The following is a 13606-nucleotide window of genomic DNA, read 5'->3' as shown; positions in this document are numbered from 1 at the left end:
TTCCCCTCCCTCCTCGCGTTTATCGTAAATCAACTCGGCCGTTTGGGACATACGCGAAATTTCGGAGATTTCACCCGGCAATTTAGATGGTTTTCCGAAAGTTTCAGCATTTTCATTAATACGGTTTGTGCCGGTATTCGGAAGGACAACGTCCTTCCAGCTTTTTGAATTTTTCATAAAAATTGTTCGCGTTGGCGTAACCGACCCGTTCCGCTGCCTCATACACCTTCATGCCCCGGGCCAGCAGTTCCTTCGCTTTTTGAATCCTCACTTTATCCAGATAAGCGTTGAAGTACTCCCCGGTTTTCTTCTTGAACAGCTGCCCCAGATAAGCGCTGCTGTAATTAAACAGGCCGGCCATCATCTCCAGCCGGAGATTTTCGTGATAGTGGCGGTGGATGAAGTCGAGCAGCCTTTTGATTTCCTGGTCCTGGTCGGGATCGTCCGCGGACATGGCAAGCTTTTCGAGGAACCGCAGCACGTAGTCGAACAGCCCGCGAATATGCCTTTGCTCGTAAATCCCGCTCAAAAATGCGGCCGGCTCCAGCGAATGCTCGGGTTGACTCCTGAGCTCCAGCGGAACTTTACGGATCACCTCGTTCGCCGCCTGAAACAGCTTTTGCTTGATCTCCGTCTCCCCGGCTCCCTCGGCCGCCCACTGCCGCAGGGCTGACGCCAGCAGCGGCTCCAGGGCTCCGGCATCGCCGACATCCGCGAAGTAAAACAGGCGGAACGCCAGCTCCCCTTCATCCATCCGATCCCCGCGAAGCCCGGTTTGCGGGATTCCGGCAAAATCCCGGGGCGTATCCGGGCCCAACAAGTTTCCCGGCGCGTAAAAAAAACGGCGCTCCAGGAGCGTTTCGGCCGCCTTGTACGATTGTCCGACGCGCTGAAGCTCGGCCACGGCTCCCCCGGCGGCGGCGTCCATTTGCCCGCTCCATTCGCCCGCAAGCATCCGCAGCTCGCGATAAAGCCGCTTTCGGTCGGGTTCGCTCCGCAGCGGTCCATTGTTTAAAATCACGGTATAAGGCGCGATCCCAAACACGATCCCCCGCCCGCCGTCCTTAAAAGCGGAAGCCAGCTTCGTCCGGAAATGCAGCAGGGCTTCGGCCCGTTCCGGCTCGGCAACGTCCAGCCCGACGAGCACGATTTCATAGCAGGGCCACAGCAGGCCGGCTTGTTCGGCCATTTCCCGGAGCCTGTCCTCGCCTTCCCGGAGCTGTCCGGTCAGCAGGGAGTAAACCAGCCATTCCTTCGTCAACGTTCCGTTTTTAAGCCAATCCTCCCGCCGCTCCTGTTCCAGCTTGCGGCTTAGCTGCTGCAGCTTGGCGGTCAATTCCTCCTTGTTGACCGGCTTCAGCAAGTACCCGTCCGCGCCGAATTCCAGCGCTTTGCGCGCATATTCGAAATCGGCGTACCCGCTTAAAATCAGGAAATGCGGCGCAAAACCCAAAGAGCGTATTTCCTGAATAAGCTGCAGCCCGTCCATGCCGGGCATTCGAATGTCAACGATCAGCAAATCGGGAATATTGCCTTGCAACAGGCGAAGCGCTTCGTTTCCGCCTGCCGCCGCAGCCGCCACCTCATACCCCAAGCTCTCCCACGGAATAAGCGTTTTCAGACCTGTGCGCAGCTTCGGTTCATCATCCACGATCATCACTTGATACATTCATGAAAAACCTCCTTTTTGGCGTCAAATCGCCGCAACGCAAATACCCCTTTAAGTCTAAAGGGGATGGAAATTACAACAAATATAATTCCAGGCGCGTTTTTCGGTCAACCCGATCTAGCTCTAATCCGGACCTTACTGCATTTCGTCTTTGGCGGAAGGTTTGATATCTCCGTCACGCTGATCCTGATTTTCTTTTTCCGGACGTTCCTGCCGCCGGTCGCTTGATCGCTGCTCGTACGCGGGGGCGGCGGAAAACGGGATGCCCAGCCGGCCGGTTAGGCCGGGATGTTCGGCGGGCGGATTGGCCGGCGGGCCGTCAAGCGGCGGGCCGTCAGGCTGCGGCGGACGTCTGAACGCCAACAGGGCGAGCAGCAGCATGCCGATATAACCGAACAGCGGGTACAGATAGGTCAGCAACGAAGCAAAACCGACCTGGCTGATCAGGAAGCAGGCCAGCAGCACCGCCAGAATAACGGCGTTTTTCGGCAGCGGGAACAGGCTTTGGATTTGCCGGGTCATGCCGAACACGTTGCCGATCAAGGTGGTGAAAATCTCCCCGTAAATGACCAGCAGGAACAGCACATGCGGAAAAACCCCCAGACCGCGTACGATCTCCGCCATCGGGATTTCCAGCTCCATGATTCCCGGCATGCGGGCATTGATGGCAAAATGGTAGGTCAGCAGCATTGCGCCAAGGCCGATGCCGCCCCAGATACCTCCCCACTTCAGCGTGCTTTCCTCCTTGACCTCGCTGCCGAGAGGCACCATCACCGCCTGCGCAAAGGCAAAGTTCAACGCCACATAAACGAACGCGCTCAGCACCCAGCCGTAATCCTGCAGCTGCTGGCGCTGCCAATCCGTGATCCGGGTGATGCCGCCCGGCTCGATGACGTTAATCGCAATCAGGCAGGTGAACAGCAGCATCATCGGCACGACCAGCGCATTGACCGCCACGATCCCGTTCAGCTCTTTGGTCATCACCCAATAGGCCAGCACGATGCTCAGAACAATTCCGAGCTGATAAGGCAAGTGCAGCTGCTCCTCAAAAATGGAGCCCGTACCGGACAGCATCACCGCGGTTACGCCAAGCAGGATCAGCAAAGTCAGCGCATTCGCGAGCTTGCCGAGAACCGGCCCGAAGAGATGCTCGTTAAATTCCTGATAGGAGAACGCCTTGATCCGGTGAGCCACCACCATCATTTTCGTTCCGAGCCACATAAACAGAAATGTAGCAATGGCTACCCCCACCGCCCCCACGGGACCGTAAACGGTAAAAAACTGCATGATCGACTGGCCCGAGGCGAATCCGGCGCCAACGACCGTGCCGATATAAGTTGCGGCAATTTGAAATATTTTGAACCATCGCTCAACCATATAGCCTCCAAGGAACTTCCATTTTTTGTCTTGTCCTCCCTATCCTATGATCCTTGCTTGCTTTCTATTCCCGCCTCCGTTTTATTTAAAAAAGGCTGATTCTCCGGCAAAAATGCAGTACATTAAGGATAGGCAGTACACCAAATCCGCGCGGAGTGAGCCAAATCGTGAAATCCTTTTATCAAAACTGGAAGCTCGATCCCGAACTTCCGATGAATATTTTCCGCAGCCAAAACCTGTCGTTTTATCCCCATTTCCATGCGGAAATCGAAATTATCTACGTGGAATCGGGAAGCCTGCTGATCGGCGTCAACGAGGAAAAGCGCCAGGTCAAGCAGGGCGATATCGTCATCTGCAGCAGCAGCGACATCCATTCCTTCGACAGCCGGGACCAGCCCTCGCAGGTGCTGATTTTGCTCTTTAAGCCGGAGTGGATCAGTCCGGTCAAGGGCTGGCCGCAGGATTTCCGCTTCACCTCCCCGTTCATTTCGGACAAGGACCCGCGGTTTCAGCCGATCAAGCCGTGTCTGGACCGGATTTTGCAGGAACGGGCCGCCGGCCGTCCCGGATACCAAATGTTGATGAAGGCCGGCGTGCTGGAGGTGTGCGGGACGCTGCTCCGGCATTTGCAGACGCGCCGCTTGGACACGGGCGCCAAGGAGAAGCTTGAATCGCGGCGGGCCAGAATCCAGCAGATCCTTTCCTACATCGAAGAGCACTATCACGAAGAATTGAATGTCAGCTTCATGTCGCAGCAGTTTCATATGGAGCCGTCGCATTTCAGCCGAACGTTCAAGAGCGCCATCGGCATGAATTTCAAAACCTACCTCAATTCGATCCGGGTGCTCACCGCCGAGCAAAAACTGCTGACAAGCGATCTGAGCATTATGGAAATCGCGCTGGATTGCGGCTTCACCAGCATTCGGACGTTCAACCGCGTCTTCAAGGAGCTGAGGGGATATATCCCCTCTACTTTGCGAAATTCCGGGCCGTGAAGCTCTGAACCGAACCCCCGGGACTCCTGAGAAAAATATAAGGGTAAAAAAGGTCGTTATTCCGACGATATCCATCTATTCGAAGGAAATAGAGGAAATTTATGTCGCTATTTTCTCCCGTCGCAAGGAAATGGCCACGTTCTGGACCATTCATAGGAAAATAAGGACCAAAAATGCCGCTAATGGGGATGAACATGCCTAGCTCTGGATAATAAGTGCATAAAGTACCGCTATTTTGAAGGCCGAAGGTCCGTCGCCGATGGTTAATCATTCCAGTAGCCGGCTGTCAGGAGCCGATTTCCGGGTTGAGCCCACCTTATACGGCTATAGCATTTTTTCCGAGTCCAGTATATCTAGCAGTTTCCGCGAATATCATAGAAACGCAAGGCAAAACAAGCTTCAAAGATTCAAAACGCAATTTTTGACTATGAATCCGCATAAACTGGCGAGCGTCGAAGATTTCTACCAACTTATAATGAATACATGAAGACAGAAATTTTGTTCTTCAATCGATATGGAGGGATTCAATGAAACAGCTGCGTATCGGAATGATAGGTTACAAGTTTATGGGCAAAGCCCACAGCAACGCTTACCGGGCCCTGCCGATGTTTTTCCCCGGGGCCTTGAAGCCGGAGATGACCGTGCTGTGCGGGCGGAACGAAGAGGCTGCGCGCGAAGCCGCGGACCGGCTCGGCTGGCCGGAAGTGGCCACCGACTGGAAGCAAGTTGTGGCCCGGGACGATATCGACCTGATCGACATCAACGCCCCAAGCGACGCCCATAAGGAAATCGCCTTGGCCGCGGCGAAGGCCGGGAAGCATATTTTTTGCGAAAAGCCGTTAGCGCTTTCATTGGAGGACGCCAGGGAGATGCTGGAGGCGGCGGAAGCGGCCGGCGTCACCCATATGGTCGGCTTTAACTACCGCTTTTCTCCGGCGGTGAAGCTGGCCAAAAAGCTGGTGGAAAGCGGCCGGCTCGGGCAAATCTATCATTTCCGGGCCTGGTTCCTGCAGGACTGGATTCTCGATCCGGAATTCCCGCTCGTCTGGCGGCTGCAGAAGGACGTGGCCGGTTCCGGTTCGCACGGCGACCTCGGCGCGCATTTGATCGATCTGGCCCATTACCTGGTCAGCGATATCCGGGAAGTCATCGGTATGAGCGAAACGTTCATCAAGGAGCGCCCGTTGGCGGAAAACATGACCGGCCTCAGCGCCAAAAGCAGCAAAGACGCGCCGAAGGGCCCGGTTACCGTGGACGACGCGACGCTGTTTCTGGCCCGGTTTGAAAACGGGGCGCTGGGCAGCTTTGAGGCGACGCGGTTTGCGGCCGGACACCGCTCGACGAACGCGTTCGAAATCAACGGAAGCCTGGGCAGCGTGAAATTCGATTTCGAGCGGATGAACGAGCTGGAGGTGTACTTCACCTCGGACGACGAGGATGTCCAGGGCTTCCGGCGCGTGCTGGCGACCGATCCGGCGCACGCGTATGCTGAGGCTTGGTGGCCGCCGGGGCATACGCTCGGCTTCGAGCATACGTTTACGCACGAAATGCTGGAGCTGACAAGCGCGATCCACGAAGGCAGACAGCCGGAGCCGAACTTCCGCGACGGCGTCAAGTGCCAGGGGGTGCTGGAAGCGGTGGAACGTTCGGTGGATGAACGGCGCTGGGTGAAAATTTCTGAAATGTGAGCGGTTTGAGCGATGTGAGAAATTCTGAAATTCAAATTCGCAAGCTATGGATAAGGAGACGAAAACCGAGATGAAAAAAGCGCTTATCGTTTGGGGCGGCTGGGACGGACACGAGCCGGACAAGGTCGCCGCGATTTTTGCCGGTATTTTGCGGGAGCATCAGTTTGACGTGGAAGTATCCGACACGCTGGAGGCCTATGCGGACGCCGAAAAGCTGCTGGGGCTCGACCTGATCGTGCCGGTCTGGACGATGGGAGAGATCTCCAAAGAGCAGGTCGCTAATGTATCAGCCGCTGTGCAAAACGGCACCGGCCTGGCCGGATGCCATGGGGGCATGTGCGACTCGTTCCGCAACAACGTGGACTGGCAGTTCATGACCGGCGGCCAATGGGTCGCTCATCCGGGGAACGACGGGGTTCATTACAAGGTCGAAATCAAACCCGGATCAAGCCCGCTGACCGAGGGGATCGAGGATTTCTTCGTGGACACGGAGCAGTATTATCTCCACGTTGACCCGGCCGTCGAGGTGCTGGCCACCACCCGGTTTCCGATCGTGGACGGGCCGCATCGCCTCAACAAATCCGTCGATATGCCGGTCGTTTGGACGAAACGGTGGGGCGTTGGCCGGGTGTATTACAATTCGCTGGGCCATCACGCCGACGTCGCCCTGCTTCCTCCGGTGAAGGAGCTGATGACGCGCGGGCTGCTGTGGGCCGCCGCAGGAAAGCAGCGGGCTCTGGAACTTCAGGCCGCCGGAGCATTGGGCGCGGCCGGGACCGGAGCCTACACCGGGATGGGGGACAGCCAGTAATGGAGAAAATCAAGGTTGGCATCATCGGCTGCGGTAAAATCAGCGGCATTTACATGGAAAACTGCCGCAAATTCGCGGAGCTCGAGCTTGCGGCCTGCGCCGATCTGGATCTGTCCCGGGCGCGGGAACAGGCTGAACGCTACGGCATTCCCCGGGTCTGCACGGTTGAGGAGCTGCTGGGCGATCCGGACATCGCGATCGTCATCAATTTGACGATCCCGGCCGCCCATGCGGAGGTGTGCCTCAAGGCGCTGGAGGCCGGCAAACATGTATACGTCGAGAAGCCGCTCGCCGTCACCCGCGAGGACGGGCTGACCATCCTCGAGACGGCCCGCCGCCGCGGGCTGCTGGTCGGCAGCGCGCCGGAGACGTTTTTCGGGGCCGGCATTCAGACGGCGCTGAAGCTGATCCGGGACGGCGCGATCGGCCGGCCCGTGTCGGCCACGGCGTTTATGATGAGCCGCGGCCACGAGCATTGGCATCCGGACCCGGAGTTTTATTATGCCAAGGGCGGCGGCCCCATGTTCGACATGGGCCCCTACTATTTGACGGCATTAATTCAGCTGTTGGGTCCGATTCGGCGCATCGCCGGAATCACCGGCAAAGCGCTGGCGGAGCGTACGATCACGAGCGAAAAGAAACGCGGGCAGCGGGTTCCCGTGGAGGTGCCGACGCATGTCGCCGGAACGCTGGAATTTGCCCAGAGCGCCATCGCCACGCTAATCACAAGCTTTGACGTGTTCGGCGGCAGCACGCTCCCGCCGCTTGAAATCCACGGCACCGAAGGCACCTTGCTGGTGCCGGATCCCAACACGTTCGGCGGCCCGGTGAAATACCGCAGGCTCGGCGCAACGGAGTGGACCGAAGCGCCGCTGCTGCCGGGCTACGCCGAGAACAGCCGCGGCATCGGCCCGGCCGACATGGCCGCCGCCCTGCTGCGCGGCCGCCCGCACCGCGCCAGCGGCGAGCTCGCGTACCACGTGCTGGAAGCGATGTGGGGCTTCCACGATTCCTCGGACTCGGGCCGTTACTACGAAATGCAAAGCACGTGCACGCCCCCGGCCCCGCTCCCGGCGGACCAGGAGCCGTATCACTTGGATTGAGCGGTTTAACGGGGTGAGCGGTTTAGCGGGATTTTCCGGTTCCTAACGGATCGTCTGAGCAGACAGTAGCGGACCGGGAAAGGACCGGGAAAGCCGTTATTCGCTCATTTCCCGGGTATATCCCAACGCTACGGACCTGGTTGACGTTATTAACCCTCAAATCAGACTTTTTCAGCAGATTTGACGGCAATACGCCTCTCCGGTCCGTTGCATTTTTTTAACTCCCGATTTTGGAGTAATTAACGTCGCTAGTGTCCGTTAAAACGATTTATGAGCTGGAGCTGCTTGTCCTTTCATCCGGAGGACCGGCGTTAGCCCGCTCCACAGCGTATCAATGATTTCCTCGCGGCTGGCTGTCCTCTGGCAAACCAGAAAGGCGAACAATTCCGCGTTTTTGGGGCTTCTCAGTTTGAGCTTCATCCCATCGATTTCGGGCATGGAGATATCCAAAAAAGCGATGTCAACCGCGTTCGCTCGGGAATACTCATAGGCTTCATGCGGGTTCAAAAACGCCCGGCAGGTCGCTATTTTGCCGTTTTCCCGCAAAATCCGCGTAAGCCGTTTGACCGACAATTCCTCATCATCCACGATGATAGCCGCATCATGCTGTTCCCTCCCCAATCGCGCTGGCGCTTTGTCCCGGAATTACAATACCAAATTTCAGAAAAGATATAGATCGTTGCCCTTCAGCTTGCATAACGCCTCCATAAAATAATAATCGCCGTAGATTATCGGTTGATGATGCGTTTTGCCGTGGTACGCCCCTGTGCCGTAAAGCAGGAAATGGTCGGTATCCGGCGACCAATCGATGCGCGATTCGTCCAGCGTTTTCAGCAGCTTCAGCGCCGCCGCCGCATACGAGCGGCTTTCGTGCCCGCCGGCGGCCTTGGCGATTTCGATGAGCCCGCAGGCCGCGATGGCCGCGGCCGTATCGTCCGCCAGCCTCGGCTCCGCCGGTTGCCGGAAATCGACCGGGATGATGCCGTCCTCCGGAATGCTCGCCATAAAATAATGAGCAACCCGCTTGGCCGTCTGCAAATACTCGTCTTTTCCGGTATGAATATGGCTCATCATAAAACCGTAGAGCGCCCAGGTCTGCCCGCGCGTCCAGGAGGAGCCTTCTCCGTAGCCCTGGCCGCCATGCGTCCGAACCACGCCTCCGTGGAATGGATCAAATTCGACGATATGGTTGACGGAGCCGTCGGGACGGACAAACGCCGACATGGTCGTATCTGCGTGCTTCATGGCGATTTGCTTGAAACGCGGGTCCCCCGTTTCTTCCGTGGCCCAGTACAGCAAGGGAATGTTGAGCATGCAGTCGATGATCGCCCAGCCCCGCGTATCCCCTTCCTCCAGATCGTTCCATGCGCGAATGAAGCCCCCCGCCAAATTGAACCGGCCCGCCAGCAAGTTAGCGGCATGCAGCGCCCGCTTCCGGGATTCCGGGTTGCCGGTCGTTTTGTAATTCGCGACGCTCGTGGGCAGCCACATAAACCCGACATCATGATGCAGGCCGTAAAATTCTTCAAAACACCGGTCCAGCTTGGCTTCGGAAATTTGCGCGATTTCCTTGTATTTCTCGTTGCCGGTTTCATGGTACATCATCCACAACATGCCTGCCCAAAAGCCGTTGGTCCACCAGTTAATGCCGTCCGAATCATCTCCCGTCGGATTATCTATGGACCGGTCGTCATGCACACCGTTCACGGTCGTATAAGGAATTTTGTTCCGGGAGCGCTCGCAGACCGCGTCCATTTTGGCCGTCACTTTGGCGATAACGCCGTTCAACCATTGCCGCTGTGTATCGTTTAACAAGGGGGTTCCTGCCTTTCATCGTGTAATTGCTTACAGCACGGTATCCGAATTTCCGCTTATCGAAAGCGTAACACTGCGGTTTTGTGAATAAAATGAAGTTTTTTAAGCTAAAGATGCGGTGATTTTAGAACTTTCCCGCTTATTTTCTTGCTTATTTTCCCGGCAGGCAATCTTATTCTTCCACTTGACCCTAGCGCCCCCTCCCGATTTCCTGGACTGAGGTAAATAGCTGAGGTGACTGTCTTTAGGGTTCGTGTCCTGGTATCTCTGCCTGCTGCCTGCCTTTGCACGATTATCCCTTTCGTTCAGAGGGTTGAGGGCTAGGGTAAGGGATAAAGAAAAAAAGAATAAGAAAAAAATAAGGTCGTTCAGGTGAGATTTTCGGGTTGATAAGAGAATGTATATTTGGTATAATTAGGAAAAGAGAACGTATGTACGCTGATTTAAATTCGGGAGGGCGAGCGAACATGGAGGTCAATGCGGGAGCGGAACTTCAACCATTCAGCAGTGTTTTAACAGCGAGCAGGACTGCATGGAGGCGCTGATCGCGATGAAGTGGCCCAGCGGCTTCGTCTGCCCGCGCTGCGCTCACACTCGGTGCAGCCGTCTGACTTCCCGGCATATCCCCTTGTTCGAGTGCGGAAAGTGCAAGCATCAAGCGTCGCCTTTGGTCGGCACAATTTTTGAAGGAACGCATCTGCCCTTGCTCAAGTGGTTCGAGGCCCTGGATTTATTCCTGCTGGAGGGCGGCATCTCGGCGCTGCGGCTGCGCCAGGTGATCCGGGTCACCTACAAGACCGCCTGGTCGATGCTGCACAAAATACGCCATGCCGTGGGGGAGTTCGATGCCCGAGAGCTGCTCTCCGGAGACGTGAAGCTGAACAGCGATCAGTATGGACGTAATCCGTCCCGGTGTCAGCTTTCGCATCCGTACGCCTCGGCGGTCGTAGCCGGCTGCACGGTCACGGAGTCGGGCGAGCCGGAGCAGGTCAAAATCCTCTTGGTGCCGTATAAGCGGGGAGGCGAAGAAAGGGCAAACCGTCACGATCTAACCGCGTTTATTAGCGGGCATGTGGATATCCATACATCGGCGGTACAGTTGTTTCCTCAGGCCTTTCGGCTGTATGCGCCTTTGCGGAAAGTGGTGAGAGAGGCGTGGGAATCGCTGAAGAGTACGTATGGAGCCTTGGGACTGAAGCATCTGCAGGCGTACCTGAACGAGTACACCGGACGCCGCCGGCTGCGCCTGCAAGAAGGACTGCCCGGAGCGGAAGAAACGATGCGGCAGAAGTTACTGCGCATGTGTGTGGCGATTCCGGCGATCCCTTACCGCCGGCTGATCGCGCGCCAACCGAACCAGCCCCTTGCGGCCGCAGCCTGATCGAGACGCTGGAACGGTGGGGGGAGTTTGATGTGGAGCAACTTGATGGGTGGGGATGAGCATGAACAGTGCGGGCGTTGCTGCAGACGGAAGGGTTCAGGGTTCAGGCTACAGCAAAATCACGGTCTTTTCGTTTCCCTCGTGTCTTGTCCTTGATCTCCTATCCAGATCTCCTGTCTTGATCTCTTGTCCGGTCTGTTTCACCTAAACCTGATTCCTTCTCCTAAGCCCGTCTAAATTATCTCGTACCTATCTGCTTCTTCACCAAAATATTTTTTCTCACGAGCCTGTCTGCTTCTTTGCTACCTGATCAAGCGGGATAATCGTGCAAAGTGTCCGAACATCGGATGTTAATCTGCCTACCAACGCCTTTCCGCATTTCTTTTATGAATGTAATAAAGAATTAATTGTTTCTTCAACCTCTTTCAAATATCCTTTGAGGGCTTCTTCGCCAACGCTTGGAACATTGCCGAACAGCAGATGTCCAACGGATTCAATGCCCGTGAAGTCAAAAATGCCCGTTGTCGCAGTAAGTTTCAGGGCTTCGCTCATGCCGATTTGATCGTAAACTTCTTTAGGCGTACCGTGAGTGTTGATGATCAGCCCTTTTTTGCCTTTCAGCAGCTTATCAATGCCTTCAGCGCCATAAGCATAAGCAAAGCCGTATGAGAATACCCGATCAACGTATCCTTTGATAATCGCAGGCAATCCCGCCCACCAAATGGGATAAATGAACGTAATAACGTCCGCTTGTGCGATATATTCCTGTTCCGTTTTGATATCCGCAGGAGTTTGTCCGGCCTTCATTGCTTCCGTATCTTCGGGTTTAAGAACAGGCTGGAAGCCGAGCGCATACAAATCACGTACGACAACCTCTTGTCCTTTGCTTTTCAGCGCACCTGCCGCAGTCTCCAGAATGGCGTGGTTGAAGCTTTCTTGGCTAGGATGAGCATAAATGATCAAGTGTTTCATGACTAGTACCTCCGTATTAGCAGTTTTTTTGATTATTATTGCAAACTGCGTAGATATCCATGTAATGTAAATTGTACTAATTCCGAGCATAGTAAAAGACGACCTCGCCGAGTTTGACTGAGGCCGTCATTAACTATCTTTTTAAAAAGTCTCCCTCAACCTTTCGTCGCTCCCGCTGCAATGCCCTTGACGAAATATTTTTGCAGGAGGATAAAAGCGAGCAGCACAGGGACAACCGACATCGTTGTACCGGCAAAGATCATATCCCAACGGGAGGAGAACTCGCCGATATAACGGTAAATTTCCACGACCATCGTCTTCGGTTCGCCGGACGGCAAGACGAGCATCGGCATCAGGAAATCGTTCCAGATTCCCAGACCGTTCAGGACGACCATGCTGGCCGTCACCGGGCCGAGCAGCGGGAACACGATGTTCCAGAAAATCCGCACCCGGGAGCATCCGTCGATTTCCGCCGCTTCCTCGATCTCCGCCGGAATCCCTTTAACGAAGCTGGAATACAACAGGCTGCCGAAGCCGACCGAACCGGCGACGTAGATCATGATCGGCCCCGCCAGGCTGCCGTAAAGCCCCAGCAATTTGAGCTCTTTGAACAGGGGGATCATGTAGGCCTGGAACGGAATCATCATCCCGGCGAGGAAATACAGGAAGACGAATTTCGTCCATTTCGCGTTCCGCCGCTGAATGGCGTATCCGGCCATCGGGATGAACAGCACCTGGAATACGATCGACACGACCGTCAAAATCAGGCTGTTAACGATTGCCTGCGGGTAGTTTGTTTCCGTCAGCAAATATTTGAAGCTTTCCAAGTACAACGATGCCGGGAGAGCGACCGCGTCTTTCATGATTTCCGCGTTGCTCTTAAAAGCGGACATGATGTTGAAGAAGATCGGGAAGAAGAAAAATACCGCCAAGATGACCGTCACCATGAATATCAAAACATCGATCACAAGCTTGCGTGCTTTCAGCGACATCACATTTCGACCTCCCTTTTTTGGAGGATTTTCACTTGCAACACGGTAATGATCAAAATTATAAAAAACAGCACCATGGCCAGCGCCGTCCCGAACCCTTGCCGCAGCTCGCCGAACCCGACCTTATAGATGAGATAGGTTAAGGTTTCGGTTTCAAAACCGGGACCGCCATCTGTCATGACCGCGATCTGGTCAAAAATTTTAAGTGCGCTGATCATGGACAAGACCATACATACGGTCACCGATCCCGCCAGCAGCGGGAACGTGATGTGCCGGAACTGCTGCCAGCCGTTTGCGCCGTCGATGCTGGCCGCTTCGTTCATTTCCTGGGGAATACCCTGAAGTCCGGCGAGATATATGATCATATAATATCCGGCGCCTTTCCAAACCGTGGATAAAAGAATCGCCAGCATGGCGAAGCGTGGATCTCCGAGCCAATCGACCGCGAAAGCCCCGAGGCCGATCTTGTCCAGCACTTGGTTAACAACGCCGAAGTTGTAATTCAGCATCATCGCCCAGACGAACCCCATCACGATGCCGCTGAGCAACGTGGGGAAATAAAAGATGCTGCGGAATATTTTGCTCAGCCAACGCACTTTGTCGACCAGCATCGCAAGCAGGATGGCAAACAAGTTCTCGAGAACGACAAGACTGATCGTTAAGATCAACGTGTTCTGAAGCGCGTTATGGACCCGCGGACTATTCCAAATTTCCACGAAGTTGGCCAGTCCGATAAAACGTACGTCAGCGCTAATGCCGTCCCATGACGTGAAGCTGTAATAGACGCTGCCTAACGTCGGAAC

The 13606-nt window shown here is 55.4% G+C and carries 12 protein-coding genes; 5 read left to right on the top strand and 7 right to left on the bottom strand.

Annotated elements, in window-relative coordinates:
- Positions 1 to 115: 115 nt before the first annotated feature.
- Together DYE26_RS00060 and DYE26_RS00055 are read right to left on the bottom strand one after the other, a co-directional pair.
- Complete coding sequence (locus DYE26_RS00060; RefSeq protein WP_036621159.1) at positions 116 to 1669, bottom strand: response regulator transcription factor; 1554 nt, start codon at positions 1667 to 1669, stop codon at positions 116 to 118.
- Between the two features lie 135 nt (positions 1670 to 1804).
- Positions 1805 to 3046 (bottom strand): YkvI family membrane protein, encoded by a 1242-nt coding sequence (locus DYE26_RS00055; RefSeq protein WP_230877053.1) that lies wholly within the window; start codon positions 3044 to 3046, stop codon positions 1805 to 1807.
- A gap of 167 nt (positions 3047 to 3213) precedes the next feature.
- Between DYE26_RS00055 and DYE26_RS00050 the strand changes: the two genes are divergently transcribed.
- The 4 genes from DYE26_RS00050 (at position 3214) to DYE26_RS00035 (ending at position 7643) form a co-directional block, all read left to right on the top strand.
- On the top strand, positions 3214 to 4041 hold the full coding sequence (locus DYE26_RS00050) for an AraC family transcriptional regulator (protein ID WP_036621157.1): 828 nt from the start codon (positions 3214 to 3216) through the stop codon (positions 4039 to 4041).
- Positions 4042 to 4568: 527 nt separating this feature from the next.
- The gene (locus DYE26_RS00045; RefSeq protein WP_036621154.1) at positions 4569 to 5729 is read left to right on the top strand and encodes a Gfo/Idh/MocA family protein; all 1161 of its coding nucleotides are present in this window, start codon (positions 4569 to 4571) and stop codon (positions 5727 to 5729) included.
- A gap of 70 nt (positions 5730 to 5799) precedes the next feature.
- Positions 5800 to 6540 carry a ThuA domain-containing protein gene (locus DYE26_RS00040; RefSeq protein WP_036621152.1) on the top strand — a complete coding sequence of 247 codons (741 nt, stop codon included), beginning with the start codon at positions 5800 to 5802 and terminating at the stop codon, positions 6538 to 6540.
- On the top strand, positions 6540 to 7643 hold the full coding sequence (locus DYE26_RS00035) for a Gfo/Idh/MocA family protein (RefSeq protein WP_036621151.1): 1104 nt from the start codon (positions 6540 to 6542) through the stop codon (positions 7641 to 7643). The genes DYE26_RS00040 and DYE26_RS00035 overlap by 1 nt, the downstream gene beginning before the upstream one ends.
- A 258-nt stretch (positions 7644 to 7901) precedes the next feature.
- On the opposite strand, the gene DYE26_RS00030 is transcribed toward DYE26_RS00035, so the two are convergent.
- Together DYE26_RS00030 and DYE26_RS00025 are read right to left on the bottom strand one after the other, a co-directional pair.
- On the bottom strand, positions 7902 to 8231 hold the full coding sequence (locus tag DYE26_RS00030) for a response regulator transcription factor (protein ID WP_051985358.1): 330 nt from the start codon (positions 8229 to 8231) through the stop codon (positions 7902 to 7904).
- 72 nt (positions 8232 to 8303) lie between these two features.
- The gene (locus DYE26_RS00025; RefSeq protein WP_036621149.1) at positions 8304 to 9458 is read right to left on the bottom strand and encodes a glycoside hydrolase family 88 protein; all 1155 of its coding nucleotides are present in this window, start codon (positions 9456 to 9458) and stop codon (positions 8304 to 8306) included.
- Positions 9459 to 9990: 532 nt separating this feature from the next.
- On the opposite strand from DYE26_RS00025, the gene DYE26_RS00020 reads away from it, so the two are divergent.
- A complete protein-coding gene (locus tag DYE26_RS00020) occupies positions 9991 to 10839 on the top strand; it encodes a transposase (RefSeq protein ID WP_051985357.1) in 849 nt (282 codons plus the stop codon).
- A 384-nt stretch (positions 10840 to 11223) separates the two neighbouring features.
- Here DYE26_RS00020 and DYE26_RS00015 read toward each other — a convergent pair whose 3' ends face one another.
- From DYE26_RS00015 to DYE26_RS00005, 3 genes are all read right to left on the bottom strand, one after another.
- A complete protein-coding gene (locus tag DYE26_RS00015; RefSeq protein WP_036621148.1) occupies positions 11224 to 11811 on the bottom strand; it encodes an NAD(P)H-dependent oxidoreductase in 588 nt (195 codons plus the stop codon).
- 155 nt (positions 11812 to 11966) lie between these two features.
- Positions 11967 to 12803, bottom strand: coding sequence for a carbohydrate ABC transporter permease (locus tag DYE26_RS00010; protein ID WP_172531687.1), 837 nt, complete (start codon positions 12801 to 12803; stop codon positions 11967 to 11969).
- Positions 12803 to 13606, bottom strand: an 804-nt coding sequence (locus DYE26_RS00005) for a carbohydrate ABC transporter permease (protein WP_147291299.1), incomplete at its 5' end; no start/stop codon positions are given. The genes DYE26_RS00010 and DYE26_RS00005, both read right to left, overlap by 1 nt.

The sequence above is a fragment of the Paenibacillus macerans genome, assembly GCF_900454495.1.
GTDB lineage: Bacteria > Bacillota > Bacilli > Paenibacillales > Paenibacillaceae > Fontibacillus > Fontibacillus macerans.
The sequence above is the reverse complement of the archived record's forward strand: the minus strand, read 5'-3'. Positions and strand labels throughout refer to the sequence as shown.